Below are 26,993 nucleotides of genomic sequence, written 5' to 3' on the forward strand. Positions count from 1 at the left end.
CGGCGGGACCGGGACGGCGGCCGGCCGGGGGAGTGGGGTGCGGCGGAGGGGGTCAGGCGCGGGGCGCGGCGGGCGCGGCCGGGGCCTCGGGGGCGCCGGCGGGGCCGTGCGGTCCGTCGTCGTCCGCGCCGGGCGCGGGGAGCGTGGCCCGGCGCAGTCCGGGTACGGCCACGGCGACCGCCACGGCGGCGACGGCGCAGACCGCGCCGTTGAAGACCGCGGCCCCGGCCGGGCTGAACCAGCGGGCGATCGCGGCGACCTCGGCGTCGCCGACGATGTCGCCGCTGGTGCCCTGGGCGGTGATCACGCTGACGACGCGGCCGCGCATCGCGTCGGGGGTGTGGTGCTGGACGAGGGCGTACTCGAGGATCTCGTACACGGTCCCGGCGGCGCCGCCGACGGCCAGCAGCGCGAAGGCGAGCACGGGGTCGCCGCTCAGGCCGAAGCCGAGGGTGGCGAGGCCTCCGGTGAACGCGGCGGCCAGCAGCAGCCGTCCGGGGCGGGCCGCCCGGCCGAGCCAGCCGCTGGTCGCCGAGACGAGTACGGCGCCCACGGCCGGTGCCGTGTAGAGGAGGCCGAGCATCACCTCGCCGCCGCCGAACCGGCGGTCCACCATCTCTGGGAAGAGGACCACGGGCACGTTGAAGACCGCGGTCACACCGCCGAGCAGGACCAGGCCGCCCACGACGCGGTCGCGCAGGGCGAACCGGAAGGCCGCGAGGGGGGACCGGGAGGGCTTGCCGCCGCCGGCCTCCTCCTCGTCCCCGCCGCCGGGCGGCAGCGGCCGGACCCGGGTGATCAGCAGCGTGGTGAGGGCGGTGGTCGCGGCGGTGAAGGCGAAGACGGGGGCGGGCCCCCACGCGGCCAGCAGCACGCCGCCCAGGAACGGGGCGGTGATGGAGCCGATCTCGCCGGTGAGGGACATCAGCGCGCCGGCGGCCGGGAGCTGGTCCTCGCGGACCAGACCGGGGGCGGCGGCCATCAGCGCGGTGACGCTGACGCCCGACGCCAGGCCGTCCCAGGCGACGCACAACTGCACCGCCCACAGGGACGGTTCGGGCAGCCAGGCGTTGACGGCGAGCCCCGCGAAGGCCAGGGCCGCGGCACCCCGTGCCCACAGGATCAGCGTCCGCCGGTCCATGCGGTCCGCCATCATGCCGCCCCACAGCGACCCGGCCAGCACGCTGATGCTCATGATCATGCTGACCACGGCCACCTGGAAGGTGGACCGGCTCATGCCCCATACCTGCGCGGACAGGGCGACGGTGGCCATGCCCAGGCCGAACAGCGACACCACGCGGGCGATGAAGACGGCGCGGAAGTCGCGTGAGGCGCGCAGCGGTTCTATGTCGATGACGAGGTCGCGCAGGGACACCAGGACTCCGGGGGATACGGGGAGGGAGGGGGAGGGACGGCGGGGCGGAGGGGAAGGGGAGGTGGCGGATCAGGCGGCGGGCGCGAGGAGTTCGGCCCATTCCCGCAGGGTGGGCCGCTCGGCCAGGTCCACGAAGGCGGTCCGGGCGCCCTCGGCCCGCCAGCGGGACACCAGGGACATCAGCCGGATCGAGTCGAGCCCCTGGTCGAGGAGGTTCTCGTCGGGGTCGATCTCCTCGGGCTCGGCGCACAGCACGTCCGCGACGTCCCGGAGCAGGCGGTCGAGGCCGAAGTCCGGTTCCGGTGCGGGGGCGCGTACGTCGTCGGGGGAGGCGGTCATGGCAGGCGGGTTCCTCTGTGTGTGGGGTGGGGGGCGGGGTCAGCGGGCGGCTTCGGCCGCCACGAGGCTGGCCGGCCGCATGTCGGTCCAGTGCTCCTCGGTGTACGCGGCGCAGCCCTCGCGGCTGTCCTCGCCGTGCACCACGCGCCAGCCGTCCGGCACCGCGGCGAAGGCGGGCCAGAGGGAGTGCTGGTTCTCGTCGTTGACCAGGACGAAGTAGCGGGCGTCGGCGTCCTCGAAGGGGTTCGTGGCCATGGGGGTGTCTCCTCGTGTGCGGGCGCGGCGGCGGTCCGCCGCGCCGGGGGTCGTGTGCGGGGCAGTGGGTGTGTGTCGGGGTACGGGCCCGTTCAGGCGGCCGGTGCGGCGGCGAACCGGGCGGCGAGATCCGTCGTCGCCCCGGACAGCGCGGCCGCCTCGGCGGCGCCGAAGAGGGACGCGGACCAGCGCCAGCGGACGGTCACGCGGTGTCCGCCGCCGGCGGCCGGGGCGAGCGCGGCGGTCACTTCCAGGGGCCCGGTGAGCGGGGGGTCGCCGCGGAGCGTTCCGAGCGCGTCCCACTCCTCCTCGGGGGCCGGGCCCCAGCCGGGAGCGGTCCCCGGGGCGCTCAGGGCGGCGCACCTGCGGTAGCGGACACCGCGGCCGGGGGCCCCGGTCCGCAGCGCCGACGTCTGGGGGTTGAGGTGGCGCAGCTGCTCCTGGCCCCGGCCGCCGTCCGGTACGGCGGCCAGCAGCCGCCGTACGGGCCCGGGGCCGTCCTGGCCCAGCGGCAGCCGGACGCCGTGCACGGTGGAGAGCCGCCCGGCCGTGCGGGGGGCCGTCACGGGGCGGGGCAGCTCCAGCTCGACCGGCAGCCGCGTGCCGTCGTGCAGCCGCGGCCGTCCGGCGGCGGTGAGCGCCAGCGCGGCCAGCAGGGACACGTCGACGGGGTGCGGTCCCGGCGGCCCGGCGGGCACCTCGAACCGGGTGACCGTGCGGTGCCCGCCTTCGGCGGCGGGCCAGGCGCGGGCCGCGGGCCCGTCCGCCAGGTCCGTCCAGTACGGCAGCTCCCGCACCCGGGCGGGGGACTGGGCCTCGGCGGCCAGTCCGGCGGCCCAGGCGGTCAGCCCGCCGGCCGGTCCGAGGACGGCCGGCCCGGCCCCGGTGCCGGTGAACCAGTTGTAGAGCTCCGGCAGTTCGGTGAGCAGCAGCTGCCATGACACGTCGTCGACGCACAGCGCGTGGGCGGTGAGCAGCAGCCGTCCGGGCGCGTCCGGACCGGCGTCGAACCAGGCCGCGCGGAACACCGAGGCCGCCGCCGGGTCCAGCGCGTCCCCGGCGGCCCGCGCCGCCGCGGTGACGAGCAGGTCCCGGGCGCCGGGCTCCAGGTCCGCCGCCGGGTAGCGGCGCAGCGTCGTCGCGCCGGTGACGGCCGGTGCCTGCGCCGGCGGCAGGACCTCCTGGCTCCAGACGCCGTGCGAGCGGTGCAGGGCCAGCCGCAGCGCCGGGTGCCGGCGGGCCAGTGCGGCGAGGGCCCGGCGCAGCGGGCCGGCCCGCAGCCCCGCCGGAACCTCCAGCAGGGCGTGCTCGCGGGCGCCCCCGGCAGCGCCGGGTGCCTCGCGCAGGCGGTGCGCGGCGGGCAGCAGGGCCAGCGGTCCCGCCTCGGTGTCCCCGGGCGGTCCGGGCACCGGGCGCCCGGTGCCCGACGGCGCGGCCGCGGACCGGAGGCCCCGGCCCCGGCCGACGTACCGGGGGGCGGCGTTCGGGACGGCCGGAGCGGGGGAAGAAGTCGTGGACACGTGTCAGCCCCTGGATCTCGGCGCGTGGTGGGACCGGTCGGACCCGGTGTGCGTACGGGGTGCGGGCATGCCCATTCCTTCCTCGGACTCACCCAGCTGCTTAGGTAAGGCTTCCCTAACTTCATTGATCACCGGGGGTGTGTCAAGTCGCCCCAGGTCACCCGGCTGACGGTGCGTCGGACCGCCTACCCGCCCTCCCCCGCACCCTGTTGGCCCGACGCGACGATCCGCGACCGCCACCCGCACGAGCCCGCCCCGAGCGCCGCCCGAGCGCCGCCCAGGCCGCCCCACGGGCCCGAACAGGCCGCCGGAGACCACGCCGAACCCGGAAGACCGGGCGGTCGGCCCCCACCGCCGGCACCCCGCCGGGCGGTCTGCCCCCGCCGCCGCGCGTCCACCCGCGCGCACCCCCGGGAACCCCGGAACCCCCGTTTTCCGGGCGTCGGGTTGGATGCGGTCGGCCTTTCGCTTGGACGCCCGCCGCGAGCGGGGCCGCCGGTCCGGGGTCGTCCCCGGCAGGCCGAAATCCCGTGGATCACACCTCCATGGCATGGAATGCTCTGTTCTGCCCCCGACGAAAGAAAAGGCCGACACCGTGTACGTACCGCCCTCCGCGCGAGCCCTCGACGACGACGAGCGCGAGCTCGTGGAGCTGGCCCGCCGCACCATGGAGGCGCACACCGACGCCGGGCCCGACGGGGACGGGATCCACACGGTGGGCGCCGCGGTCATGGCCGCCGACTACCGGATGTTCGCCGGCGTGAACCTCTACCACTTCACCGGCGGCCCCTGCGCCGAACTCGTCGCCCTCGGAGCCGCACGCGCCCAGGGCGCACGCCAGATGCGCTGCATCGTCGCCGTGGGGAACCGCGGGCGCGGGATCATCGGCCCGTGCGGGCGCGACCGGCAGGTCTTCGTGGACTACCACCCCACGATGCGCGTCATCGTGCCCACGCCCGACGGGCCCCGGTCCGTCCTCGCCGCCGACCTGCTGCCGCTGACCCAGCGGTGGACCCCGGAGGGCATGGGCGGTCTCGACCCCTCGCTCTACGAGGACCCCGAGACGGCCGGTCCCCCGATCATCCGGTTCCACCCCCGCTACCTCGAAGACGTCCGCTCCGGAGCCAAGACCAGGACCACCCGCTTCCGGGACCCGGCCCGGCTCGGGCCGGCCCGGCTGGTGTTCGAAAGCGACCCCGAGGTCGTCCTCCCGGCCGAGGCGACCGCCATCCGGCACTGCCTGGTCCGCGACCTCACCGACGAGGACGCCCGCGCCGAGGGCCTGACGACCGCAACCGAACTCGGGCAGGCCCTCAAGGGCCACTACCCGGACCTGGCGGAAACCGACGAGGTGGACGTCATCACCTTCCGCACCGAGAACACGACCGGCACCGCCTGAACCCCAGCGGCACCACCTCCACCGACCCCACCGGGAGCACCGGGAGCACCGGCCCTAGAGTCCTCCCTGTGGCGGATCACCAGAACACGACCAGAGCGGCCTACGACGGAGTCGTCGAGCTGTACGCATCCCTGTTCGCAGACCGGCTGGAGACCCAGCCCTTCGCCCGGTCCATGATCGCCACCTTCGCGGAACTGGTACGCGCGACCGGCAACCCGCGGGCGGCGGACGTCGGGTGCGGGCCCGGCCACCTGACGGCCATGCTGCACGAACTGGGCCTGGACGCCTTCGGCCTCGACCTCTCCCCGGGCATGGTCGACCACGCCCGACGGGCCCACCCCGCGCTGCGCTTCGAGGAGGCGCGGATGGAGTCCCTGCCGATCGAGGACGGCGCACTCGGCGGCGTACTGGCCCACTACTCGATGATCCACACCCCGCCGCGGGAACTGCCGGAGCTGCTCGCCGAGCAGGTGCGCGTCCTGGCGCCGGGCGGCCTGCTCCTGGTCTCCTTCTTCGGGACCGAGGGACCGGAGCCGGTCCGCTTCGACCACAAGGTGACCCCCGCCTACAGCTGGCCGCCGGACCACCTCGCCGGACTGCTGGCCGCCGCCGGCCTCGTCCCCTTCGCCCGACTGCTCCACGACCCGGCCTCCGAACGGGGCTTCCTCGACGCCCACCTCCTCGCCCGGCGCCCGTAGGCCCCGCTCCCGGCCGGGACGAGGGGCCCTACGGCATGAGCGTGCGACCCCACGAAACAGCGGGCCAGGCTGCGATGACGAAGGGGCGTTGGTGTTGCGTCGCAGGCAGGAGGAGGCGTAGCGGTGCCACTGGTGGGGAAACCCGGTCGACAGGCGCTCCGCGATGCACTGTGATGGCCCCGACTGCCCGCCGCACGGGGCCGGCCGACCGCAGGAGCTGCTCTTGACAACCGGTAGCGTCACGGACGCCCGTCCCCCGATCGATGCCGCGCTGGTCAGGCGCCTGGTCGACACGCAGTTCCCGCAGTGGGCCGGGCTGCCCCTGGAGTTGCTCGACCCGGCCGGCTCGGACCACGTGATCTACCGGATGGGCGAGGGGCTGTCCGTCCGGCTGCCACGCCATGCCGATGCCATCGGGCAGGCCCGGAAGGAGGCCGAGTGGCTGCCACGGCTCGCCCCGCACCTGCCCCTGGCCGTCCCCGTGCCCGTGGGGGTGGGGGAGCCCGGCTTCGGTTATCCGTGGCCCTGGGCGGTCTCCCGCTGGCTGGACGGCGAGGTGGCGACCGTGGAGGCACTGGGCGATTCCCCCGAGGCCGCCGTCGAACTGGCCGGGTTCCTGACCGCTCTCCAGCGGTTCGAGCCGGGCGAGATCCCGGCCCCGGGCACCCGAGAGGACCTCGCCGCCCAGCCGCTGGCCGCCCGCGACCGGGCCACGCGTGCCGCCATCGCAGAGGTCGACGGCCCGTTCGACACTGCCGCCATGACCGAGCTGTGGGAGGCGGCGCTGAGCGCCCCCGACGGGGACGGCCCACCGGTCTGGTCCCACGGCGACTTCCACACCGGCAACCTGCTGACCGTCGACGGCCGCCTCAGCGCGGTCATCGACTTCGGCGGACTCGGCATCGGCGACCCGGCCCGCGACCTGACGATCGCCTTCACCCTGATGTCGCCCGGGAGCCGGGCCGCCTTCCGCGCCGCGCTCGGCGTGGACGACGCCACCTGGACCCGGGGCCGCGGCTGGGCGCTGGCCACGGGCCTGAACGCCTACGTCCACTACGCCGCCGTCAACCCCCGGGTCGCCGCGCAGACCACCCGTCAGATCACCGAGGCCCTCATCGGCTAGGCGACCGGCGCCGTACCCGTCCTGACCGTCCGTCCGGAGGATGCCTCGATGCCCGAGAAGGCCGTCAAGGAGAAGGTGCTCGTCTACGTCGTACGCGACGGGCGGCTGCTGGTGTTCCGGCACACTGACCACAGCTACGAGGAGGTAGGCATCCAGGTTCCGGCCGGCAGTGTCCGACCCGGGGAGAGCCCGGAGGCCGCGGCGCTGCGGGAGGCGAGGGAGGAGACCGGCCTCACCGGCTTCAGGATCGTGCGCAAGCTCGGTGAGACCGAGTACGACATCAGCCCCTACCGGTTCGAGATCCAGCACCGCCACGTCTTCCACCTGGAGCTCACCGAGCACACCCCGGAGCGGTGGCCGAGCCAGGAGGACCACGACGGCCGGGGCCGGCCCACCCGCTTCGAGTGCTTCTGGATTCCCCTGGAGGCCGCGCACGTCCTCCAGTCCGGCCAGGGCGCCCTGCTGGGACGCCTGACCGACTGACACCCGGGCCGGTCCCGGCGAAGGCGCCCGGGTCGGTGAAGCAGCGTGCTCCGCGCGGTCAGCGCGGCCCGCGTGCGACGAGGGGGCGCCCCCCGTCCTCCGGCAGGACGACGACGAACCGCCAGGGACCGTCCTCGACGCGGGCCAGCCCGATCGACGCAGCGGAACCGAACGCCGCGGCGGCCGGCCCCGCCCCGTCCGTCAACGCGTCGAGCCCCGCGTAGTGCTCCGCCAGCCCTCCCGAAGGGCCGTTGACCCACAACCCCACCTCCGCGCCTCGCAGGAGCGCGGCGAGCAGGTCGTCCCGGGCCGCCCCCTCGGCGGCGTCCCGGACCCTGCGGTGGAGGCGTTCCTGTGCGCACGGCTCCGACGGGGCGGCGGCAGCGCGCGTGCGGCACCGCAGGCACGACTGCAGGGCACCGGGTTCGAACAGGTGGAGCCGGGTGGTGGTGTGGCGCGCCGCTATGCCGCACAGCGTGCCGCGCGGGCCGGCCGCGTGGTCGACACCGGGAGCGCCGTGCACCTCGCAGGCGGCGAACCGGGCCGGTTCTCGCGCCGTGGCGAACGACCAGCCGTCGTCCGTGACGGGGATCATACGGAGGAGCATGCCACAGCCGTGACGGGAGCCGCCCGACGCGGGCGGAGTCAGCCGCCCGGGCGGCCGGGGAGGGGGGTGCCGCAGTCGCTGCAGTAGCGGGCGGCGGCCTCTATGGCGTGGCGGTGGCAGCGGCCGCACACCAGGTGCACCGCGCAGGCGGCGGGAGGCTCCGCGGGCGTGGCGGGACGGCCGATGGCGATCCCGGAGCGCCGCCGGTGGACGGTGAGGACGGCCAGCCCGTCCGGCCCGGCCAGCAGGGCGCGCGGGGCGCCACGGGCCAGGAACGCCAGGACCCCCGGGGCGAGCGGGATGTCGGCACCGTCACGGGTGAGGGTGCCGCTGCCCGCCACCGTGACGAGCATGACGTCGACCTCGTGCTCGGTGTGCAGGGCCCCGCCGGCGCCGGGCAGGTGACGTACCAGATTGGCGTCCAGCTGCCGGCCTGCGTCCTGCAGGCGCCACAGCGCACCGCTGTCCTCCGGCCCCGCCGCCGCCAACAGCTCCGCGACCAACGCCCCCGTGTGAACCGCCTCCATGCGTGAGCCCTCCGTGCCCGAACCGTGCCCTGCCCTACGCATCATCGCCCACCCGCGCGAGGCCGCGAGCCGCCGGCCGTCCGGGGGACACCCCCGCAGGGGAGCCGGGCAGGCAGCCCGCTACTCTCCCGGCATGGAACGGGACCGCCCACCGAGACCGGTCGCCGTCGGCGACGTCGTCGCCGTGCACTCCGAGGCGCTCGGTGCCTGGACGGCCTCGCAGATCACCGGCCTCGACGCCGCGGCCCGCTGTGCCGCGGTGCTCGAACTGGACTGGTCCGGGCCCGAGCCCCTGACGGTGGCCGACCTGGGCGACGTACGGCCGCTCCGCCTCACGCACCACAACTGGAACGGCCGTCCCTCCCACTGCAACCACGGGTGGGTCCTCCCGAGGAGCTTCAAGGTGGTCGGCTCCCTGCTCCCGCTGATGACCGGGCCCTCGCCGTCACCGGGGCGGAGTCAGACCTCCTCCGACCACGGGTCGTCCGGTGGCGTCGTGTCGGGCGGATGACATCCGTCGACGTGGTACTCCTCGGAGGGCAGGGAGTCCCACTCCGTCCAGGCTCCGTCGCGCGGCACCATGAACAGCGGACGCGACCGGAGGGCCTGCCCGACCGGTTGCGCGCGCATGACGATCCCGGGGTCGTCCGGTGCCGCGTAGCCCTCGGGCATGATGCGGAACTGCACGTCCATCGCCTCGGCGTACGCGATCGCGTCGCCCTCCAGCTCCGCCATGTCCCTTCCGACCAGCGGGAGTCCGTCGTAGGCGACCTGGGGGCCGTGCACGGCGTCGACGGCGACGCAGAACAGCCCCGCGGCCTGGCTCACGTACGCCGTGACGGCAGCCTGCGACGGAGCGGCCCCGTGGCGGTGGACTTCGACCCTGAGGGTCGGAGAGAAGACCGCGGGGCCCCGAGGGCAATGGCTGACCGTCGCCGGCCCGAGCGGCGCGGCCGCCCCGACCACTTCGCCGACGGTCATGCCGAACCGGAGCGGCCCCACGCCGACAGCCGACACGTAGGACCACTCGTCGCTTCCGGTCACTCCGGAACCCCCGAACCGACTCCTCCGGACCACCCCCGCCCCGTCAGGCGAAGCGGCCGCTGCGCACGGGGCCCGAGGACCTGACGGCGTCCCGCGGTCCGTCCGCCCACAGCCCGGCCGCGCGTGCGGCGAACGCGGCCAGTGCCGCATCGGGGTCGTCCGGTGTGCGGCCGTCGCCCTCCGCCGGGGCGGGGTCCGCCGCCAGGATCGCCTCCGCGAGCTCCTCGGCGCTCCGGCCGTCGGGCTCCCCCCGCTCCGCCCGGCCGTCCTCGGTGAGCCGCAGGCCGGGCTCCCAGGGCGCGGTCACGCTCTGCACCAGCAGGGTGCAGACGTCGGCCGTGGCCGCCGGCGGCTCGGTCCAGCAGGTGGCGTGCTCGAAGAGCAGCTCGCCCGGCGCCCGTTCCCCGAGCGCGGCCACCGTCTCGGGGTCGCACGTGGTCAGGTCGTACGCGACGACCAGCGCGTCCGGAGTACCGGGCCGGTACGGGGAGGCCGGGACGCCCAGCAGGCGTGCGGCCGCCAGACCGAGCGCCCGGCTGCCGCGGTCGGGCAGCAGACCGACGGACGCGGGCGTGCGGCCGGTGGCCTCCAGGACCGTACGCAGCCGGTGCAGGCCGTGCAGGCAGGAGCCGAAGTCCTCCTGCAGGTACGCCCAGCGGCCGGTCATCCCCTGGTCGAACCCGTGCGGGGAGAGGGTGAGGAGCAGGCCACCGGTCAGCACGTAGTGCCAGCCGCGCAGGTCCTGGAGGCCGGTCGGCGGCAGGGCCGCGGCACGGTCGAGCATCCGCCCGACCCGCCGGCCCGGTCCCGCCCAGACCCCCTCGGGCGCCGACAGGCCGCCGAACACCTCCCGGGCCGTGTCGGTCCGGCCTGCCATCAGTGCGTTGTAGACCGCCAGATAGCGGTCCGGCCAGTCGGCCAGCAGGGAGTCGTGTTCCTGCAGCAGCGCCAGCGCGTCGGTGTGCCGCTCGACCCGCTCCAGCGCGGTCACCAGCTCCAGGAGCACCCGCCGCGGCCCGAGCCCCGTCCCGGCGGGAGCCTTGGGCCTGCGGCGGAACAGCCCGGTGCGTCCGGGCGCGGGCGCGGGCGCCGGCTCCAAGGCCAGGCCGAGCGCAGCCCGCAGCGCGGGAACGGCCAGGTCGGGAAGTCCCCGTTCGACGCAGGCGTAGCCGAACCCGTACAGCCGTTCGGCCTCCGCGGGCCGTGCCGCCAGTTCTGCCGAGGCCTCGGCGAGATCCGTGAACCCGGCACCTTCGGCCAGCCTGGCCACCAGCGGGGCGATCTCTGCGGACGTGAGCCCTTCGGCGGCGGGCAACAGGGCCCGCATGGACCCTTGGGGGTCGCCGGATTCGAAGAGTTCCCAGGCCTTGGACAGTTCGGTGGTCATGTGTCTCCGGTGGTCGGGGGCGAAATCCCCAGGATGATCGCTGCCGCCGACCCGGCCGGGCAACCCGTTTTGCACGCGGCGCCCACCTCGGCGCTCCGCGCCTGCGCCGTCCGGAATCCGGAAGGTACCGCCCGGTCCTCGAACGTGACGGAATCGTGCAGGAGCTCGGGAGTTGCCGTATGCGAGGTGGAGGCGGTGTGGGGGCCTCCGGAGGAAACCTTGTCGAACCGGCCCGGAGAGGGGGGTCGTCCTTGATTTGCTCCTGTCAAGCGGAACAGGGTTGTCCTGAACGACCGACGCCCCACACGTCAACCGGAGGAGAATTCCCCACATGGCAACTCACAAGCGTTCCAGCCGACTTCGTCATGCCTCGATCGCCGCGGCAGCAGCGGCAACCGTCGTCACGGCCCTGTTTGCGGTCCCGCTCGCCGGAGCGGCGACACCCCCCGAGGGCACCGTGTACGGACTCGGCGCAGAGGGCGCGGTGGACGGCAGCTTCGTCGTCATACTCGACACATCCGCGAACAAGGAGGACCTGGCGAAGAAGTACGGAGGCCGGCTGGAGCGCTCGTACGGCTCCTCCGTCAACGGCTTCTCCGCCTCCGGGCTCACGGAAAAGGAGGCCAGGCAGCTCGCCGCGGACCCCGCGGTCGGCACGGTCGCGCAGAACAAGCGCTTCACCATCAACGCGACCCAGCAGAACCCCCCGTCCTGGGGGCTCGACCGGATCGACCAGACCCAGACGGCCGGGGACGAGAAGTACACCTACCCCGACAACGGCGGTGAGGGAGTGACCGCCTACGTCATCGACACCGGCGTCAGGATCTCGCACCAGGACTTCGGCGGCCGGGCCGCCCACGGCTTCGACGCCGTCGACAACGACGACAGCGCCGACGACGGCAACGGGCACGGGACCCATGTGGCGGGCACCATCGCCGGCACGGCGCACGGGGTCGCCAAGAAGGCCAAGGTCGTGGCCGTGCGGGTGCTCGACGACAACGGCTCCGGCACCACCGAGCAGGTCGTGGCGGGGATCGACTGGGTGACGGAGCACCACTCCGGCCCGTCGGTGGCCAACATGAGCCTCGGCGGAGGCGCGGACGAGGCGCTGGACGCGGCGGTCAAGCGGGCCGTCTCCTCGGGCATCACCTTCGCGGTGGCCGCGGGGAACGAGTCCCGGGACGCCGGACAGGGCTCCCCCGCCCGGGTCCCGGAGGCCGTCACGGTGGCGTCGAGCACCGAGGGCGACCAGCAGTCGGACTTCTCCAACTTCGGCTCGGTGGTGGACCTGTATGCCCCGGGCTCGGAGATCACCTCCGCGTGGAACGACAGCGACACCGGTACCAGGACCATCTCCGGTACGTCGATGGCCACTCCGCACGTCGCGGGCGCCGCGGCCGTCTACCTCGGCGGCCACCCCTCGGCGACCCCCGCCGAGACGGCCGGCGCGCTGACCGCGAAGGCGACGGCCGGGGCGATCAAGAACCCGTCCGCGGGCACCGCCAACAAGCTGCTGAAGGTGGCCCCGTAACCGCCCGACCGCACCGTGCGCAGGCCCCCCGTCCGTCCTTCACCGGGACGCGGCGGGGGCCCGCCCGCATTCCGCGGCAAGGTGCCCTGACCGATCGCACGGAGGACCTCGGCGAGCCAGACCAGGTGGTGGTCCACGGCCCGGTCCGGATCGGCGAGGAGGCCTTCGAGGTGCTGCCATGACTCGGAGAGCTGCCCGATGGTGAGCGTCCGCGGTTCGTCGAAGACGTCGTAGAGCTCGTCGCCCGGAATGGACCAGAAGTACTCGTGTTCGAGCTCCACCGCGTTGCCGGCCGACGCTTCGACGTGTTGCAGCGCCAGCTCGAAGGCGTGCCGAAGCCGGTCGAGCGGGATCTGCAGAGGTTCGCTGTCCATGGGCCCATTGTGTCGATCAGGGAACGCCGGACCGAAGCCAGGAGTTCCGGAGTCCGGCACCGCCCAGGACCCGGCCCGGTTCTCGTGAAGGCGGGCAGGGCCTCGCGATCGTCGGCGGTTCGGGCCGCTGCGCGTCCGGGTTCACGGGTGCTCCTTCGCCGACCGGGCGTCGTGGTCGCCGGCGGGCTGGGCGGGGACCGGGGCATCGAAGGCGGCGGCCTGGACGAGGTAGGCGTCGCGGAAGTCCCCGGTGCCCGTGGCCGGGTCCATCAGTTCCTCGAAGGTGCCCGACTCGGCGACCCGGCCTTCCTTGAGGACGTGGATGAGGTCCGCGTGGCGTACGGAGTGCAGGCGGTGGGTGATGAGCACGATCGTCTGGCCGCTGGTTGCGGCCAGCGCCCTGATCTGGTCGAAGACCCGCTGCTCCGCGACCGCGTCCAGGGCGCTGGTGGGCTCGTCCACGATCAGGATCTCGGCCTCGCGGTACTTGGCGCGGGCGATGCCGATGCGCTGCCACTGGCCGCCGGAGATCTGGTGGCCGCCGCGGTAGCCGCGGGCCAGGAGGGTGCCGAGCCCGCGCGGCAGGTCGTCGAGGACCTGGTCGGCCCCCGAGAAGCGGGCGGCCTCCTCGACCGCGGGGTCGTCGATGGCCCGGCCGGGCCGGCCGATGCCGACGTTCACGCGGAAGGTGAAGGGCCAGTGGTAGAAGTCCTGCGACATCAGGGCGACCCGCCCGAAGACCTGGTCGCGGTCGGCGCGGCGGGCGTCGACGTCGTCCCACCAGATCGTGCCGCCGCCCTCGTCCGGCAGGTACAGGCCGGCCAGCATCCGGACCAGGGTCGACTTCCCGGAGCCGTTCTCACCCACCAGCGCGATGATCTTCCCCGCCGGGAACGACAGGCTCACCTCGCGCAGGGTCGGCTCCGGCCGGTCGCCGCCGCTGCCCGGGTAGGTGAAGGTGACCTTGTCGAACCGGACCTCCCGGAGCCGCTCGGGCAGGGACCGCCCGCCCACCGGGACGGCCCGTGCCCTCGCCTCCTGACACAGCCGCTCGAAGTCGGCGACGAACAGCGACTCCTGGTACAGCTCGGTGACCTGCAGCACCAGCACGTCGAGGCTGGCGGCGCCGGTGCGGATGGCCAGGACGGCCGTCCCGCCGACCGCGAGGTCCATGGCCCCGGCCCACAGCAGCGCACCCAGGGCGCCGTAGGTGAGGAGGGTGGCGACGCCGCCGGCGCCGTCGGCGACGAGCCCGATGCGTGCGGCCCGGCGGGCCAGCCGGGTCTGCTCGCGTTCGCTGGTCTCGGCCATGGTCCGGAAGTGGCCCAGCAGGAACGGCCCGACCCCGTGGACGCGGACCTCCGCCGCGGCCTCTTTCTGCGTCAGCAGCTGTCCGAGGAGGTGCCCGGCCCGTGCGTGCTGCACGAAGGCGTGGAAGGAGACGTACTTCTGGCGGGAGATCATCAGCGAACTCCACGCACTCGGCAGGGTCATCAGGACCAGCAGCGGCAGCAGCGCCGGATGCAGGACGGTCAGCACACCGGCCGCGGCGGCCAGGGACACCGCGGCGTTGAGGGTGTTGGTGCAGTAGCGGATCATGCGCCGGGCCGAGTCGGCGCCGTACCGGGCGGCGTCGAGGAGCCGGTGGAACTCGTCGTCCTCGATCGCCGCGAGCTCCGTACGGTGCACCAGGCCGAGGTACTGCTCGGTCGCCACCCGCTGCACCTTCGGCTCCAGGGCGCCCGTTGCCGCCGTCGAGGCCGAGCGCAGCAGCGAGCCGAGGAGCGCGCTGACCGCCACGACCGTCAGCGCGGGCACCGCCCGGGCGAGGCGCTCGTTCGTACTGCCGCCCGCGAGGACGTGCCCGAGCACGCCGTTGACCGCGACCAGTCCGACCGCCTGGACGATGCCGCGGGCCGACTCGGCGGCCAGGACCACGCGCAGCGCCCGGGCATCGGCCAGGCGGGCGAGCCGCAGTCCGGTCCCCACCAGGCGGGGCAGCTCCCGCGCCATGGCCCAGAGCCCGAGCTTCAGCCAGGCGCCCTCGTGCCGCTCCCAGCCGATGTCGTAGGCGAGCTCACCGCCGAAGAGGAGCCGCTCGGAGTCCGACACCCCCGCCGTGCCCGATCCGTCCGTCGGGTTCCGGCTCATGCGGCGCTCCCGGTATCCGGTCGTGTGCCGCGGCCGAGGGAGGACGCGGCGTCAACGCGGATCCCGCGGGCCGGGCGCGCGTACGCGGGAGGCCGGGGATGTTCGATTGCGGCGGCGATGTCGAGCCGGTTCGGCACGGGATCCACGGGGTCCTCCGGATGGACGCACGGCTGGTACTGGTGCTCTAGGAACGGCTCCCGATCGGGTGCGTCACGGCCGAATCGGGAGCGGATGGTGAACGGATGTTCCGGTCCGGTCCGGCGGGCTTGGGGGGTCTGCGGTGGGGGTGTTGAAACTCGCTCGAACAGGTTCGTGTCACTCCGGCGGGGGATTGCGCGGCCCCGGCGCGGCCGCCGGGGGCCGTGCTCCGGCGCCGGAAGCCGGGCGGGCGTACGACGGGGGGCGGCCGACGCCCGGCTTGCGGCACCTCCGCCCTGCTGTACAGGGCGACGACGCCGACCGGGCGTCACTCGGCCCGCGGGAGGGGCGGGCGGCCGGTCCGCCGGGCGAGTTCCTCGCGCTGCCGGCGGAGCCGGGCCAGCTCGGCGTCGAGGGCCGCGATGCGGCGGTCGACCACGGGCGCGAAGCCGCCGTCACCGGTCCCGGAGCCGCAGGCCGGCGCCGGGTCACGGGTGAGCAGCGGGAGGCGGTCCGCGCGGGTGCGCAGGTCCCCGATGGTCAGACCCAGCGCGAGCAGTTCCCTGATCACCCGGACCAGGGCCACGTCCTCGGGACCGTACTCCCGCTGTCCGGACGCGGTACGGGCGGGCGGGGGCAGCAGGCCGCGCTGTTCGTAGAGGCGCAGGGCCCGTGCCGTGGTCCCCGCCGCTGCCGCCGCGTCGCCGATGCGCATCCGCCCCACCCCGTCCCGGTCCCGCACGCCGTGTGCCGCACGCCGTGTGCCACACGTCGTGTGCCGGGTGGCGCAGGGCGCTACAACTGCACGATCACCGCGCCGAAATGGCGTCCGGCGATCAGTTCGGGCAACGCCCGCACGGCCCCGTCGATTCCCTCGACGGTCGCATGGGGGAAGCGGATCGCGCCGGACCGCAGCCAGCCGCCGAACCGCTCCCGCCATTCGGCCTCCACGTCGGGGTGGTCCGTGCCGGCGTATCCGCGCAGCGACAGGCCCCGGACCACCAGCCGGAAGGTGTCGATCTCCACGGGCGCGGTGCCACCGCCCCGTTCCGCGGCCATCTGACCGGCCAGCGCGCCGACGACGGCCACCCGCGCACCCTGCCGGGCCACCGCCAGTGCGGCCGCGAGCTGCTCGCCGCCCACGGTGTCGAGGACCACGTCGATGCCGTCCGGGGCGGCGGCCCGCAGCCGGTCGGCGAAGGGCGGGTGTTCGGTACCCCGCAAGAGGACCTCGTCGTAGCCGAGTTCCCGTACGAGCCGGTCGGCCTTGTGGGGCGAACCGGTGCTGCCGAGGACCCGTGCGGCGCCCAGGAGCCGGGCGATCTGCCCGGCCAGGGTGCCGACCGCGCCGGCCGCACCCGTCACCAGGACGACGTCGCCGGTCCGGACCGGGGCCAGCCGGGTCAGGGCGCCGTACGCGGCGGAGCCCTGGGCGAGGTGGGCGACCGCCGTCGGCAGGGCCGGGTCGAGGGGGGCCACCGCGCTGGCCGGCAGCAGGGCGTGGTCCCGCCAGCCCGCCAGGTGGACCACCCGGTCGCCGGGGCGCAGCGGGCCGTCGGCGGGGGCGGCGAGCACTTCGCCCACGGCGGGGCCGAAGAGGGTGTCCCCGGGGTGCAGGAGCGGCAGGGGCAGGCCGTCGGTCTCGCCGCCGATCAGGGTGCGCAGGCCGGGGAAGACCAGGAACTGCTCGTTCCGTACGAGCACCCGGTCGGGCCCCGGCTCGGGCAGCGGGGTCCGCACGACGGTGAAGTGGTGCGGCGCGGGCAGGCCGTCGGGGCGTGCGGCGAGCCGGACTTCGCGGGCGTGGCGGGGCAGGACGGTGGTCGGCACGGGCGGGCCTCCAGGACGTGGGCGCGACGGGTGCCGGGACGCTAACCCCTGCCCCGCGGGGCAGGGTCAAGCCCACGGCACGACCGGCGATGTCAGTGGTGCGTGGTGGGATGACCGGACTCTGCCGTCGAACCGCTGGGAGACTCCCGTGACGTCCTCGTACCCGTCCCTGACCCGTGCCTTGGCCGATGTCCTGTGGTTCGTCGACGGCACCGAGGACGACCGGATGGACCAGGACGACGCGGTCAAGGTCATGGAGGGCGTCGCCCACGTGGTCAGCACGCTGCCGAGTGACCAGCGACGGGAACTGGTCGAGCTGGTCGGGGAGATGGCAGCCGCCGAGGGCGACCCGGCTCGCCGCGCGTTCCTGGAAGCGTTCCCCGAGGGCTTCGGGCTGATCGGCGATGAGTCCTGAGCAGCCGCTTCAGGAGTGGAACAGGAGTGGAGCAGGACGGGTTCGCGGAGGCGTCCGAAGCCGGCGCGGCCGGACATCCGCCCTTCGGCGTCTCCGGGGAACCCGTGACGGCCCGGGCCTTCCCGATCGCCGCCGCGGCGCCGATGATGCGGCCCTCGGAAAGGACGGGGGTGGTTCTGCGATGGGGTCCGGGCGGGAACTCGAAGCGGCGGTCCGGCGGGGGGACGCGGAGGCCGTGGGCGTGCTGCTGGCGGCGGGAGCGGATCCGGACACGCCCACGGAGGACGGCCTGACCGTACTGTGCCTGGCGGTCCGCGCCTACGACACCGCCGTCGCGGGCGCGTTGACCGGCGGCGGTGCCGACCCGCACCGCCCGCTGCCGGACGGCACGACGCCCCTGGTGCGGGCGGTCGACGGCGGCTCGCCCGCGATGACCGGGGTCCTGCTCGGTGAGGACCCGCCGCACCTCCCCGAAGCCGAACGCGAGCGGCTGCTCGCGCCGGCCCGCCGCTGGCACCGCGGCGGCGCCGAGGCGGGCCTGCGCGAAAGGGCGGCGCAGCACGGACCCGTGCACGAGGAGTACGTCGAGGACTCGGTGCACCGCTACGTGGAACAGCTGTCGCTCGGCGGCCTCACCGTCCGCGCCGGGCACGGTGCGGTCCTCACCGGACTGGAACGCGCCTTCGGCGTCCTGACACCCGTGGACGAGCTGGTCGGCAGGGCCGTGGCGCACGACGACTGGGAGCACGTCGACTGGAAGGCCGCCGCGGGGGCCCTCGCGCTCCGCCCCGACACCGGGACGTTCCTGGCGGTGACCGCCCTCCGGCACGACCCGGACCCGGTCCGCCGGGAGTTCCTCCTCGCGGTCTTCGACGCCTACCGGATGCGGTTCTACCGGAACATCCGGTCCCGCCGGATCCCCTTCGGCCGGGAGACGGCGGACGTCCTCGCCGCCTGGGCGACGGAGGGCGAGGAGGACCGGTACCTGCTGGCCGGCGTGCTCTCGGCACTGGGCGACCTGAGCCACCCGGACCAACGGGCCCTGGGACTGCGGTACGCCGCCCACCCGAGCGCCCGCGTCCGGGCCGAGGTCCCCGACCTGCTCGTGGACCAGCGCACCTGGCACATCCCCCCGGGCGCGCCCGGGGAGGTCCTGCTGACGCTCGCCGCGGACGAGGACCCGTACGTACGGCGCCGGGCCGAAGAGATCCTGGAAGCGGCCGAAACCTTCGCACCCCGCCCGGGCGAGGACACCCCGACGGCCGACGGGTGACACCGCCGCGCGGCGTCCTGCGGCGGGTGGTGGTCCGTCAGCCGGTGCTCTTCGTGCCGTCGAAGGAGTACGGCAGGTTCGACTCCGCCGCGACGGACACCCCCGCCGCGCTGCCCGCGGGGATCTTCAGGATGGTCAGGGCCATGATCCGCTGGGTGTACGAGGCCCACGGGATGCCCGTCGTGCCGGCCCAGCCGCTGCTGCCGAAGGTCGTCGACCGGCCCGGGCCCAGCTCCGTGTGGACCTTGCTGACCGAGGTGCAGGCCACCAGGGCGCCGCCGTCCGTCGTGCGCCAGACGGGGCCGTGCGGGCTCCGGTTGACGTCGACGCCGAAGTCGACCCTGGCGCCCTTCCCGAGGGACTTGCGCATGCTCTCCAGCCCCTCCGCGGAGGCCGCCTTCCGCTGGGCGACGTCCCGGTCCCACTTCACGCCGCCCGCACCGGCGTCGGTGTTCAGGTGGTCGCCGTACTGCCCGCAGACCTTCGCCGGGTCTGCTGCGAGTCCCGCCGCGTCCCCGCCGGTGACCGCCCGGCCGTCAGGCCCGACGGCGACCTCGGGCAGCCCCGTCGGCTCGGGAGCGCGGGCGACGAAGGCCGCGAGCCAGGGTGCACCAGGCCGCTGCTGGTGGAACAGCGACCAGCGCAGCACGGCCTCCTTGGCGTCGTCGCCGACGGTGTAGCCCTGCACCTCGTGCGCACCGAGGATCCACCGGTCGCCGCCGTCGTCCCGGCCGGTGCTCCACGTGTGCACCGCGGGGTCCGTCTCCGGGGAGTCGGCGGGCCGCGGCTCCCGGTCGGTGCCGTACTTCCGGCTGGTCTCCACGACGGCCAGCTGCTGCTCCAGCAGCGGGCCCTCGGTGACGCCCTTCCAGTACCCGGCGTCGAAGTTGTCCGCCTCGACCTTCAGGGTGACGTCCTTGACGACGCCCCGCGCCTCCTCCGCCGAGAGCGGGGGCACCTTGACCGGGGCCGGCGGGCTGCTCGACGCAGCGCCCGCGGCGGGCTTGGCGGGGCCGTCGGCGCCCGCCTGTTCGCCCTGCCCGCCACAGCCGGCCGTGGCGGCCAGGGCGAAGACGGCGGCCAGAGCGGCGGGTACGGGTCTGCGTGCGGAGGGTCTCATCGGGATCCTTCTAGGGAGCGGTGCAAAGGGCCGATCATGCACGACGCCTCCGACAGCCCCGGCACCGGCTGCCCCGTCGGCGGCACGGCCGACACCGCCGCCGTATGCCGTGCTCGGGCAACTCGCCCGTCCGACGGCCCGGTTACGGCCGCCCGAGCCGGCCGTGCCGCCCGTGCCGGTCGCGGAGCCGGGGGAGGCCCCGGGTGGCTTGTGGCGATTGCCCCGGTCGGCCCGATTGATTCCCTGAGGCCTCCCTGCGGGCTTCCTTAAGGGAGTCTGAAGTGGGCGTCCCGGCCGTCTTTTCCGATGATCACCGACCTAAGCTCGGCGGAGTCCCCTCCTCCCCTTCTCCTGTGAGGTGTTACCCGCATGAGCCGCAACCGAACTCCCGAAACGTCGCCCCGGATCGAGGCACGCCGGAGGAAGGCGGTGCGCACCCGGATCGTGCTCGGGGTCACCGCGGCGGCAGCGGCGGTCGCGGTCGGGGTGGCGGTGGCCGACTCCGGCGGTGACGGCCGCAAGGACGGGCGGGCCGACACGGCCGGAACGAAGGCCGGGTCCGGGGCCTCGGGCCCGGCCGACGGCCTCGGCACCGCCTCCGCCGGTACCCCCACGCCCACCGCGTCCGCGTCGGCTTCCGCCTCGGCCTCCGCCTCCGCCTCGGCGAGCGCGAGCCCGTCGGGCGCGCCCGACGCCGCGAAGGCGGCCGCGGGCGACGGGGCGGGCGGCTCCGCGCCGGCTCCGGACCAGGCGGGCAAGCCGGCCGGCAAGCCCGCCACGTCCACGGGCGGCGGATCCGGCTCCGGCTCGGGCTCCGGCTCCGGCTCCGGTTCCGGCGGATCGCGCGGCACCGGCGGTTCGGGCGGCTCGGGTGGTTCGGGCGGCGGCTCGGGCTCCGGCGGCGGGACGGTCGACAGCGGCTCCGAGTCCGCGGTCCTCTCCCTGGTCAACAAGGAGCGGGCGGCCGCCGGGTGCGGCCCGCTGACCATGAACGCCAAGCTGAGCAACGCCGCCCGCGCGTACAGCGACACGATGGCCCGCAGCGGCGTCATGTCCCACACCGGTCCCGACGGGTCCACCATGACCAGCCGGGTGGAGGCCGCCGGGTACGCCTGGTCCGGCCTCGGCGAGAACATAGCCCGCGGCCAGGCCGACGCGGCCGCGGTCATGAACGCCTGGATGAACAGCTCCGGCCACCGGGCGAACATCCTCAACTGCTCGTTCAAGGAGATCGGCGTGGGCGTCCACAAGGGCGACGGCGGCCCGTGGTGGACGCAGAACTTCGGCAGCCCGAGGTAGTCCCCCTCCCCCCTCCCCCCTCCCCCCACACCGGCCGCTCGGCTGCCCCGACGTCCTCCGACCCCGTCCACGGGTCCGGAGGACTTCGGCGTTCCCCGAACCGGAACGGAGGGGGAAGGGGGAGGAGGAAGGGGGGAGGCGGTGACGGAGCCGCCCCGGCGTCGGCCACTATGGGGCGGTGCCCCGGATTCCGCGTTACCTGTTCATATGGCTGTCGTGCACGGCCGCCAGCGTGACCGCCGTGCTCGCCACGGTCCAGTTCGTGGTCGGCACGACCCGGCACACGCCCCCGGTCGCCCGGTCCGCCCCGGTGGTCATCGACACCCCGCCGGCGTGGACGGCGCCGAGCCCCTCGCCGTCCCCGCCGTCCCCGAGCCCGTCCGTCGAGGCCTCCCCGAGCGCCTCCCAGAAGCCGTCCCCCGCGGCCCCGACCCCCGTCAAGGCCACGTCGGCGGCCCCGCGCGACGAGCGCACCGCGAACGCCGTCGACTGCGGGCAGGGCGGCGCGGGCCCGCACACCATCCCCGCACAGGGCGGCAAGGTCACCGTGCGGTACGGCAGCCGGGGCGTCTGCCTCATCTCCGCGATCCCCGGCCGCGGTTTCAAGGCCACCACCTTGCAGACGTCGGACGACACCCTCACGGTCACGTTCGCCGGCCCGGACCACCAGTCGGTCGTCACGGCCACCATCACCCCCTCGGCCAAGGCCAGCGTCCGCGAGACCTCCTTCTGACGCCCGACAGTCGCCGGCCGACGGATACGTCCGTTCCATCCGGGTTCCGCCGAAGCGGAACGTGAGCCCTTCCTTAGGGCAACCTCAAGATCGGCCCGAAGCGGTCACGGCGGCGCCCGGCGGACCTATGCTCGCGTCAGCCGAGCGGCCCTCGGCGCCGGGACGTGCGGGAAGCGGGTAGTGCCGCCGGACGTGACGCCCCGGCGCGGCGTCGGGCCGACGGTTTCCACGTGCCGGGAGGCGTTCTCGCCCTTCCCGCGATCCGACCGTGCCCTGGGGTGTATCCGCCATGAGTCCTCGCATGCCTCGACCCGTCCGATCCGCCGCCCCCCTGGGGACGCGCCTCCCGCTCATCGCCGCGGCCGTGGTCGCCGCGGGCCTCACCGCCGCCTGCGGGCCGGCGTCCTCACAGTCCGCCGGATCCACCGAGCCCGTGTCGGCCGGACGGACCGCGCAGGCCCTCCCCTCGGAGACGGCGTCCGCGAGCGCCTCCGCCGAGGCGTCCCCGACCGCGTCGGCCTCCCCGTCCACCCCGGCCTCCGCCTCCGCCTCCGCGTCCGCCGGCGGCAGCACCCGGCCCTCGCCCACCCCCTCGCGCGCCGCGAGCGGGTCCACCGCCGGGCGGGGCCCCGCCGCCTCCACCGCCCCCGCACCGGCGCGCGTACCCGGTCCCGGCTACGACGCTTCGGCGGACGCCCAGAAGCAGATCCAGGCGGCGCTGAACGCGGCCGCGGCCGACGGGCGGACGGTTCTGCTGGACTTCGGCGCCAACTGGTGCGGCAACTGCAAGGCCGCCGACAAGGTGTTCGCCCAGCCGGCCACCGCGGCGATCCTGGGGGCCGACTACCACCTCGTCAAGATCGACATAGGCGGCAGCAGTTCCGCCAACTCGGCGCTGCTGCGCAAGTACAGCCCCTCCGGCGGTACCTACACCATGCCCGTCCTCGTCGCGGTCTCCTCCTCCGGCAAGGTGCTCACCGACACGCACGTCACCGGCAACCCCTCGCTGACCTCGGACGGCATCAACTCCTTCCTGCACAAGTGGGCGTCGTGAGACGGCCGCGCCTGCGCTCCGCCGCCGTACCGGCCGGGGCCGGCCTCGCGGTGGCGGCCGCGCTCGTCCTCGCCGGAATCGCCACGGACGGCAACGGTGACGGGGGCTACGGCGACGGCGGCCCCGCGAACCCGCCCGGCACGGCGGCGGGCGCGACGGGCGCGCACGTCGTCGGCCCCGGCGCCCGCCAGGACGCGCCCGCCCTGGCCGGCGCCGACCTGGACGGGAATCCGGTCAGCCTCGCCGGGCTGCGGGGCCGGGTCGTCGTGCTCAACGTCTGGGGCTCCTGGTGCGGGCCCTGCCGGGCGGAGGCCGACGACCTGGAACGCCTGAACCGGCAGACCCGCGGCCAGGGGGTGAGCTTCCTCGGCATCAACACCCGCGACCGGGACCGGGCGGCCGCGAAGTCGTTCGTCCGCGCCCACGGCCTCGGCTTCCCCAGCCTGCACGATCCCGAGGGCGACATGCTGCTCCGCTTCCCGCCCGCACTGCTCAACCCGCAGGCGATCCCCTCGACCCTCGTGATCGACCGGCACGGCCGCATCGCCGCCGGAATCGGGGGAGCCGTCACCACCGAGGAACTGCGGCCCCTGCTCGCGCGCGTGCTGGCGGAGCCGGACCAGGAGCAGGATCAGGACCAGTCCCAGGAGCACGCCCCGGACCAGGAGCAGGAGCGGCCGCAGGACCGGGTGCCGGCGCCGTGACGGCGCCCGGCCCCTGGGCGCTCGCCGCCACCGACACCGCGTCACTCCTGAACGGAACGCTCGCCATCGCGGCCCCCGTGGCCTTCCTCGCGGGCCTGGTCTCCTTCCTGTCACCGTGCGTGCTGCCGCTCGTACCCGGCTACCTCAGCTACGTCACCAGCCTGTCGGTCGCCGACCTGGCCGACGCGCGCGGCGGGCGGCGCAGCCGGATGGCGGCCGGGGCACTGCTGTTCGTCCTCGGCTTCACGGCCGTCCTCGTCTCCGGCGGAGCCCTGTTCGGCTACTTCGGCCGTACCCTCCTGGCCCACCAGGAGGCGGTCACCCAGGTGCTCGGGGTGTTCACCGTGCTCATGGGCCTGTCGTTCATGGGGTTCCTGCCGGGCTTCACCCAGCGGGAGTTCCGCAGCCACCGGCGCCCGGTGCTGGGGCTCGCCGGGGCGCCGCTGCTGGGGGCGGTGTTCGCCGTCGGCTGGACCCCGTGCATCGGCCCGACGCTGGCGGCCGTGCAGGCACTGGCCTGGACCGAGGCGAGCGCGGTGCGCGGCGCCCTGCTGATGGTCGCCTACTGCCTCGGCCTGGGGCTGCCGTTCGTCCTCGCCGCGCTGGCCTTCCGCCGGGCGATGGGCGCGTTCGGCCTGGTCAAGCGGCACTACACGGCGGTGCTGCGGACCGGGGGCGGGCTCCTCGTCCTCGTCGGCGCGGCGCTGGCCACCGGCGTGTGGAACGACCTGGTGTACCGACTGCAGCTGTGGAGCGCCGACTTCGCGACGGCCCTCTAGCGCCCCCACCCGCCCGCCCACCCACACCCACACACCGACGAGAGAAGGAGGGACAGCAGAACATGAACGGTCCCACGCACGGACGACCCGTACGACCCGTACGGAACGCACCGCACCACCGGACGCTCCGCACCGCCGCCGCCCTGGCCACCGCGGCCGCCCTGGCCGGGCTCGCCGCGTGCGGGCAGCAGCCCGCGAAGGATCCCGCGCAGCAGGCCGCCCCCGCCCCCACGACCCGGTTCACCGAGAACGGAGTCACCGTCACCCTCTCGGTCTCCGACTGGCGGTCGTCCAAGGGCACGCTGACCGCCGTCTTCACGCCCGAGAAGCCCGGCTTCCACCTCTACAGCACCGCCCTCCCCGCAACCGGCGTCGAGGGCGTGGGCCGCCCCACCGCCGTGGCCGTGGCCGGATCACTGAAGCCGGACGGCGAGCTCGCCACCGCCGCCGAGGCGCGCCCGATCAGCCTCCCCGGGGTCGACGCCCCCGTCCCGGTGTACCCGGACGGCCCGGTCACCGCCACGCTGCCCGTCCGCGCCGACGGCACCGGGGCGGCGACGGTCCTGCTCGGCTACGCCAGCTGCAGCACCCGCGAAGGCTGCACCATCCCCGTCGCCGACCGTCCCGTACGCCTGCGCGTCACCGGCGACGGACCGGTTTTCGACGCCCCCTAGAGTGGCCCCATGCCGAGCGTCCTGGTCGTGGAAGACGACCCCAGCATCCGCCAGTCCCTGATCGAGGTCCTGGCGGAGCACGGGTATGCCGTACGCAGCGTGGGCGACGGGTTCGGCGCGCTGCGGGAGGTCACCCAGACACCCGTCGACGCGGTGGTCCTCGACCTGGGACTGCCCGATCTGGACGGCGGAGACGCCCTCCGCATGATCCGGGGCATATCCTCCGTGCCCGTCCTGGTGGCCACCGCCCGCGACGACGAGGCGGAGATCATCAAACTGCTCAACGCGGGCGCCGACGACTACCTGGTCAAGCCGTTCTCCGGCGGGCAGCTCATCGCCCGCCTCCAGGCCGTCCTGCGGCGCTCCAGCCACGCCCCGTCCACCGTCGCCGGCGGCGCCGCCGGAGCCCCCGCCGCCCCGGCGGCCGAGCCGCTGCGCCCCACGACCGTGGGCGAGCTGGCGGTGGACCCGGGGGCCCGCACCGCGTACCTGGCGGGCCGGGAGCTGAGGCTGACGCGCCGGGAGTTCGACCTGCTGGCGTTCCTGGCCCACCACACGGGCCAGGTCGTCTCCAAACGGCGGCTGTTGACGGAGGTGTGGCGGGAGCCGTACGTGGACGACCAGACCGTCGACGTGCACCTCTCCTCCCTGCGCCGCAAGCTCGGCGAGCGCGCGGCGGCGCCGCGCTACCTGCTGACCGTGCGCGGCGTCGGCATCAAGCTGGTGGCCCCGCGGTGAGACGCTCGCTGGCCGGAGTGGCGCTCGCCGTGACCTCCATGGTCGCGCTCTCCTTCCTCATACCCCTGGCCGCCCTGGTGATGTCGCTGGTCAAGGAGCAGGGCGTGACCGCGGCCGAGCAGCAGGCGGCCGCCCTGGCGCCGGTGCTCACCCTCACCACCGATCCGGCCGCCCTGCGCGAGTCGGCGGCGAGTCTGGACGCGGCCGAGCGCCTGGTCGTCCACCTCCCCTACGACGGCGCCCCCAGCCCCTCCCGGGCGCCCGCGGCCCTGCTCGAACGGGCGCAGCGGGGCCGGGAGTCCATCTCGCAGGAGATCCCGGACGGCTGGATCTGCCTGCAGCCGGTGGTCCTCGCCGACAACCGGGTGGCGGTGATCGAGAACTTCGTCCCCGAGGCGGAACTGACCCGCGGGGTCACCGAGTCCTGGGTGGTCATGGCCTTCCTGGCCGTGGGGCTGATCGCCGGCTCGGTGCTGGTGGCCGACCGCCTCGGCGCGAAGGTCGTACGGTCCTCCAGGCGCCTCGCGCAGGCTTCGCACGCCCTGGGCCGGGGCGACCTGGAGACCCGGGTGGAACCGATGGGCCCCAGGGAACTGCGGGACGCCGGCGTCGCCTTCAACGCGATGGCCCACCGCATGACGGAGCTGCTCGCCGTCGAGCGCGAGCTGGTCGCCGACCTGTCCCACCGGCTGCGCACTCCGCTGACCGCCCTGCACCTGGCCTCCGAACGCATGGCCGGCACACCGGAGTCGGCCAGGGTCGAGGCGGCCGTCGCCCAGCTGGAGGAGGAACTGCGGGCCATCATCGCGGCGGCGCGCACCCCGCTCGCCGTCGGCCCGATGGGGCAGGGCATGCTCGGGACGGAAGCCGCCCCGGGCTCCCCGGCCACCGCCCCGCGCGGTGAGGTCGCCGAGGTCGTGGGCCGGCGTACGGCCTTCTGGTCGGTGCTCGCGCAGCAGCAGGACCGCTGCTGCGCCCTGGACCTCACCCAGGAGCCCACGGCCGTCGCCCTCTCCGACGACGACATCGCCGCCGTGGTGGACGCGCTCATCGGCAACGTCTTCCGGCACACGGGCCCCGGCACCCCGCTCGCCGTCCGGGTCGTGCGCACGGCACAGGCCGTGGAACTGGTCGTGGAGGACGGCGGACCGGGCATCCCCGAACCGGACCTGGCGCTCTCGCGCGGCAGCAGCACCGGTTCCACGGGGCTGGGGCTGGACATCGCCCACCGGGCGGCGGGCGCCACGGGCGGTTCCGTGCGCATCGACACCGGCCCGCTGGGCGGGGCGCGCATCACCGTGGTGTTCGCGCTGGCCGGCCAGCCCCCGTCCGGCCGCAGGCAGCGCATCTCGCGCCGCCGCCCGCTCCGCCTCCGGCGCCGGCCGCCCCGACCGTCCCGCTGACGCTGACGCTGACGCTGAGC

28 protein-coding genes are annotated in these 26,993 nt (G+C 75.1%); 16 read left to right on the plus strand and 12 right to left on the minus strand.

Annotation, left to right across the window (positions count from 1 at the left end):
- Positions 1-52: 52 nt before the first annotated feature.
- The 4 genes from entS to ACIPW5_RS05970 all read right to left on the minus strand — a co-directional run bounded on the left by entS (position 53) and on the right by ACIPW5_RS05970 (position 3,489).
- Positions 53-1,375: an enterobactin transporter EntS gene (gene entS / locus ACIPW5_RS05955; protein WP_401240918.1), complete on the minus strand. Its 1,323-nt coding sequence runs from the start codon at positions 1,373-1,375 to the stop codon at positions 53-55.
- Positions 1,376-1,444: 69 nt separating this feature from the next.
- Complete coding sequence (locus ACIPW5_RS05960) at positions 1,445-1,714, minus strand: phosphopantetheine-binding protein (RefSeq protein WP_401240921.1); 270 nt, start codon at positions 1,712-1,714, stop codon at positions 1,445-1,447.
- A 39-nt stretch (positions 1,715-1,753) separates the two neighbouring features.
- The gene (locus tag ACIPW5_RS05965) at positions 1,754-1,969 is read right to left on the minus strand and encodes an MbtH family protein (RefSeq protein WP_401240923.1); all 216 of its coding nucleotides are present in this window, start codon (positions 1,967-1,969) and stop codon (positions 1,754-1,756) included.
- A 92-nt stretch (positions 1,970-2,061) separates the two neighbouring features.
- The gene (locus ACIPW5_RS05970) at positions 2,062-3,489 is read right to left on the minus strand and encodes a condensation domain-containing protein (protein ID WP_401240926.1); all 1,428 of its coding nucleotides are present in this window, start codon (positions 3,487-3,489) and stop codon (positions 2,062-2,064) included.
- Positions 3,490-4,039: 550 nt separating this feature from the next.
- Between ACIPW5_RS05970 and ACIPW5_RS05975 the strand changes: the two genes are divergently transcribed.
- From ACIPW5_RS05975 to ACIPW5_RS05990, 4 genes are all read left to right on the plus strand, one after another.
- Positions 4,040-4,888, plus strand: coding sequence for an ASCH domain-containing protein (locus ACIPW5_RS05975; protein WP_401240929.1), 849 nt, complete (start codon positions 4,040-4,042; stop codon positions 4,886-4,888).
- Between the two features lie 68 nt (positions 4,889-4,956).
- Complete coding sequence (locus tag ACIPW5_RS05980; RefSeq protein WP_401240932.1) at positions 4,957-5,586, plus strand: class I SAM-dependent methyltransferase; 630 nt, start codon at positions 4,957-4,959, stop codon at positions 5,584-5,586.
- Positions 5,587-5,809: 223 nt separating this feature from the next.
- Positions 5,810-6,709, plus strand: a complete 900-nt coding sequence (locus tag ACIPW5_RS05985) for an aminoglycoside phosphotransferase family protein (RefSeq protein ID WP_401240933.1) — start codon at positions 5,810-5,812, stop codon at positions 6,707-6,709.
- A 48-nt stretch (positions 6,710-6,757) separates the two neighbouring features.
- The gene (locus tag ACIPW5_RS05990; RefSeq protein ID WP_401240934.1) at positions 6,758-7,192 is read left to right on the plus strand and encodes an NUDIX domain-containing protein; all 435 of its coding nucleotides are present in this window, start codon (positions 6,758-6,760) and stop codon (positions 7,190-7,192) included.
- 58 nt (positions 7,193-7,250) lie between these two features.
- Here the strand turns inward: ACIPW5_RS05990 and ACIPW5_RS05995 are convergent, their stop codons facing one another.
- Together ACIPW5_RS05995 and ACIPW5_RS06000 are read right to left on the minus strand one after the other, a co-directional pair.
- Positions 7,251-7,787: a hypothetical protein gene (locus ACIPW5_RS05995; protein WP_401240936.1), complete on the minus strand. Its 537-nt coding sequence runs from the start codon at positions 7,785-7,787 to the stop codon at positions 7,251-7,253.
- A gap of 50 nt (positions 7,788-7,837) precedes the next feature.
- Positions 7,838-8,326 carry a hypothetical protein gene (locus ACIPW5_RS06000; protein ID WP_401240939.1) on the minus strand — a complete coding sequence of 163 codons (489 nt, stop codon included), beginning with the start codon at positions 8,324-8,326 and terminating at the stop codon, positions 7,838-7,840.
- A 133-nt stretch (positions 8,327-8,459) separates the two neighbouring features.
- On the opposite strand from ACIPW5_RS06000, the gene ACIPW5_RS06005 reads away from it, so the two are divergent.
- Positions 8,460-8,837, plus strand: a complete 378-nt coding sequence (locus ACIPW5_RS06005; protein WP_401240941.1) for a hypothetical protein — start codon at positions 8,460-8,462, stop codon at positions 8,835-8,837.
- Here ACIPW5_RS06005 and ACIPW5_RS06010 read toward each other — a convergent pair.
- On the minus strand, positions 8,786-9,370 hold the full coding sequence (locus ACIPW5_RS06010; RefSeq protein ID WP_401240942.1) for a hypothetical protein: 585 nt from the start codon (positions 9,368-9,370) through the stop codon (positions 8,786-8,788). The two genes, ACIPW5_RS06005 and ACIPW5_RS06010, sit on opposite strands and share 52 nt — an antisense overlap.
- A 43-nt stretch (positions 9,371-9,413) precedes the next feature.
- A complete protein-coding gene (locus ACIPW5_RS06015; RefSeq protein ID WP_401240945.1) occupies positions 9,414-10,757 on the minus strand; it encodes a hypothetical protein in 1,344 nt (447 codons plus the stop codon).
- A 331-nt stretch (positions 10,758-11,088) separates the two neighbouring features.
- On the opposite strand from ACIPW5_RS06015, the gene ACIPW5_RS06020 reads away from it, so the two are divergent.
- Entirely contained in the window at positions 11,089-12,288 is a 1,200-nt protein-coding gene (locus ACIPW5_RS06020; protein WP_401240948.1) for a S8 family serine peptidase, read from the plus strand.
- 515 nt (positions 12,289-12,803) lie between these two features.
- Here ACIPW5_RS06020 and ACIPW5_RS06025 read toward each other — a convergent pair.
- The 3 genes from ACIPW5_RS06025 to ACIPW5_RS06035 form a co-directional block, all read right to left on the minus strand.
- Positions 12,804-14,813 carry an ABC transporter ATP-binding protein gene (locus ACIPW5_RS06025; RefSeq protein WP_401240950.1) on the minus strand — a complete coding sequence of 670 codons (2,010 nt, stop codon included), beginning with the start codon at positions 14,811-14,813 and terminating at the stop codon, positions 12,804-12,806.
- Between the two features lie 466 nt (positions 14,814-15,279).
- Positions 15,280-15,666, minus strand: a complete 387-nt coding sequence (locus tag ACIPW5_RS06030; protein WP_401240953.1) for a MerR family transcriptional regulator — start codon at positions 15,664-15,666, stop codon at positions 15,280-15,282.
- An 80-nt stretch (positions 15,667-15,746) separates the two neighbouring features.
- The gene (locus tag ACIPW5_RS06035; protein ID WP_401240956.1) at positions 15,747-16,781 is read right to left on the minus strand and encodes an MDR family NADP-dependent oxidoreductase; all 1,035 of its coding nucleotides are present in this window, start codon (positions 16,779-16,781) and stop codon (positions 15,747-15,749) included.
- Positions 16,782-16,929: 148 nt separating this feature from the next.
- On the opposite strand from ACIPW5_RS06035, the gene ACIPW5_RS06040 reads away from it, so the two are divergent.
- Positions 16,930-17,196 carry a hypothetical protein gene (locus ACIPW5_RS06040; RefSeq protein WP_401240959.1) on the plus strand — a complete coding sequence of 89 codons (267 nt, stop codon included), beginning with the start codon at positions 16,930-16,932 and terminating at the stop codon, positions 17,194-17,196.
- 181 nt (positions 17,197-17,377) lie between these two features.
- Positions 17,378-18,469 (plus strand): ankyrin repeat domain-containing protein, encoded by a 1,092-nt coding sequence (locus ACIPW5_RS06045; RefSeq protein ID WP_401240961.1) that lies wholly within the window; start codon positions 17,378-17,380, stop codon positions 18,467-18,469.
- A gap of 37 nt (positions 18,470-18,506) precedes the next feature.
- Here the strand turns inward: ACIPW5_RS06045 and ACIPW5_RS06050 are convergent, their stop codons facing one another.
- The gene (locus ACIPW5_RS06050; protein ID WP_401240963.1) at positions 18,507-19,589 is read right to left on the minus strand and encodes a hypothetical protein; all 1,083 of its coding nucleotides are present in this window, start codon (positions 19,587-19,589) and stop codon (positions 18,507-18,509) included.
- Between the two features lie 369 nt (positions 19,590-19,958).
- Between ACIPW5_RS06050 and ACIPW5_RS06055 the strand changes: the two genes are divergently transcribed.
- The 8 genes from ACIPW5_RS06055 (at position 19,959) to ACIPW5_RS06090 (ending at position 26,973) form a co-directional block, all read left to right on the plus strand.
- The gene (locus tag ACIPW5_RS06055; RefSeq protein ID WP_401240965.1) at positions 19,959-20,888 is read left to right on the plus strand and encodes a CAP domain-containing protein; all 930 of its coding nucleotides are present in this window, start codon (positions 19,959-19,961) and stop codon (positions 20,886-20,888) included.
- Between the two features lie 232 nt (positions 20,889-21,120).
- Positions 21,121-21,621, plus strand: a complete 501-nt coding sequence (locus ACIPW5_RS06060) for a hypothetical protein (protein ID WP_401240967.1) — start codon at positions 21,121-21,123, stop codon at positions 21,619-21,621.
- 301 nt (positions 21,622-21,922) lie between these two features.
- Positions 21,923-22,675, plus strand: coding sequence for a thioredoxin family protein (locus ACIPW5_RS06065; protein ID WP_401240970.1), 753 nt, complete (start codon positions 21,923-21,925; stop codon positions 22,673-22,675).
- On the plus strand, positions 22,672-23,379 hold the full coding sequence (locus ACIPW5_RS06070; protein ID WP_401240972.1) for a TlpA family protein disulfide reductase: 708 nt from the start codon (positions 22,672-22,674) through the stop codon (positions 23,377-23,379). Before ACIPW5_RS06065 ends, ACIPW5_RS06070 begins: the two co-directional genes overlap by 4 nt.
- Positions 23,376-24,158: a cytochrome c biogenesis CcdA family protein gene (locus tag ACIPW5_RS06075; protein WP_401240975.1), complete on the plus strand. Its 783-nt coding sequence runs from the start codon at positions 23,376-23,378 to the stop codon at positions 24,156-24,158. Before ACIPW5_RS06070 ends, ACIPW5_RS06075 begins: the two co-directional genes overlap by 4 nt.
- 62 nt (positions 24,159-24,220) lie before the next feature.
- Positions 24,221-24,832, plus strand: a complete 612-nt coding sequence (locus tag ACIPW5_RS06080) for a hypothetical protein (RefSeq protein WP_401240977.1) — start codon at positions 24,221-24,223, stop codon at positions 24,830-24,832.
- Positions 24,833-24,841: 9 nt separating this feature from the next.
- Positions 24,842-25,570: a response regulator transcription factor gene (locus tag ACIPW5_RS06085; protein WP_401240980.1), complete on the plus strand. Its 729-nt coding sequence runs from the start codon at positions 24,842-24,844 to the stop codon at positions 25,568-25,570.
- On the plus strand, positions 25,567-26,973 hold the full coding sequence (locus tag ACIPW5_RS06090; RefSeq protein ID WP_401240983.1) for an ATP-binding protein: 1,407 nt from the start codon (positions 25,567-25,569) through the stop codon (positions 26,971-26,973). Before ACIPW5_RS06085 ends, ACIPW5_RS06090 begins: the two co-directional genes overlap by 4 nt.
- The last annotated feature ends 20 nt before the right edge of the window (positions 26,974-26,993 follow it).

The sequence above is a fragment of the Streptomyces sp. NPDC090077 genome, from assembly GCF_044747545.1.
In the GTDB taxonomy this organism is placed as follows: Bacteria; Actinomycetota; Actinomycetes; order Streptomycetales; family Streptomycetaceae; genus Streptomyces.

Excerpts from the sequence above, each read along its gene's own strand:
- ACIPW5_RS05960 (WP_401240921.1), bottom strand. The coding sequence starts at position 1,714 with ATGACCGCCTCCCCCGACGACGTACGCGCCCCCGCACCGGAACCGGAC.
- ACIPW5_RS05965 (WP_401240923.1), bottom strand. The coding sequence starts at position 1,969 with ATGGCCACGAACCCCTTCGAGGACGCCGACGCCCGCTACTTCGTCCTG.
- ACIPW5_RS05975 (WP_401240929.1), top strand. The coding sequence starts at position 4,040 with ATGGAATGCTCTGTTCTGCCCCCGACGAAAGAAAAGGCCGACACCGTG.
- ACIPW5_RS05990 (WP_401240934.1), top strand. The coding sequence starts at position 6,758 with ATGCCCGAGAAGGCCGTCAAGGAGAAGGTGCTCGTCTACGTCGTACGC.
- ACIPW5_RS05995 (WP_401240936.1), bottom strand. The coding sequence starts at position 7,787 with ATGATCCCCGTCACGGACGACGGCTGGTCGTTCGCCACGGCGCGAGAA.
- ACIPW5_RS06000 (WP_401240939.1), bottom strand. The coding sequence starts at position 8,326 with ATGGAGGCGGTTCACACGGGGGCGTTGGTCGCGGAGCTGTTGGCGGCG.
- ACIPW5_RS06005 (WP_401240941.1), top strand. The coding sequence starts at position 8,460 with ATGGAACGGGACCGCCCACCGAGACCGGTCGCCGTCGGCGACGTCGTC.
- ACIPW5_RS06015 (WP_401240945.1), bottom strand. The coding sequence starts at position 10,757 with ATGACCACCGAACTGTCCAAGGCCTGGGAACTCTTCGAATCCGGCGAC.
- ACIPW5_RS06020 (WP_401240948.1), top strand. The coding sequence starts at position 11,089 with ATGGCAACTCACAAGCGTTCCAGCCGACTTCGTCATGCCTCGATCGCC.
- ACIPW5_RS06025 (WP_401240950.1), bottom strand. The coding sequence starts at position 14,813 with ATGAGCCGGAACCCGACGGACGGATCGGGCACGGCGGGGGTGTCGGAC.
- ACIPW5_RS06030 (WP_401240953.1), bottom strand. The coding sequence starts at position 15,666 with ATGCGCATCGGCGACGCGGCGGCAGCGGCGGGGACCACGGCACGGGCC.
- ACIPW5_RS06045 (WP_401240961.1), top strand. The coding sequence starts at position 17,378 with ATGGGGTCCGGGCGGGAACTCGAAGCGGCGGTCCGGCGGGGGGACGCG.
- ACIPW5_RS06050 (WP_401240963.1), bottom strand. The coding sequence starts at position 19,589 with ATGAGACCCTCCGCACGCAGACCCGTACCCGCCGCTCTGGCCGCCGTC.
- ACIPW5_RS06055 (WP_401240965.1), top strand. The coding sequence starts at position 19,959 with ATGAGCCGCAACCGAACTCCCGAAACGTCGCCCCGGATCGAGGCACGC.
- ACIPW5_RS06065 (WP_401240970.1), top strand. The coding sequence starts at position 21,923 with ATGCCTCGACCCGTCCGATCCGCCGCCCCCCTGGGGACGCGCCTCCCG.
- ACIPW5_RS06080 (WP_401240977.1), top strand. The coding sequence starts at position 24,221 with ATGAACGGTCCCACGCACGGACGACCCGTACGACCCGTACGGAACGCA.
- ACIPW5_RS06085 (WP_401240980.1), top strand. The coding sequence starts at position 24,842 with ATGCCGAGCGTCCTGGTCGTGGAAGACGACCCCAGCATCCGCCAGTCC.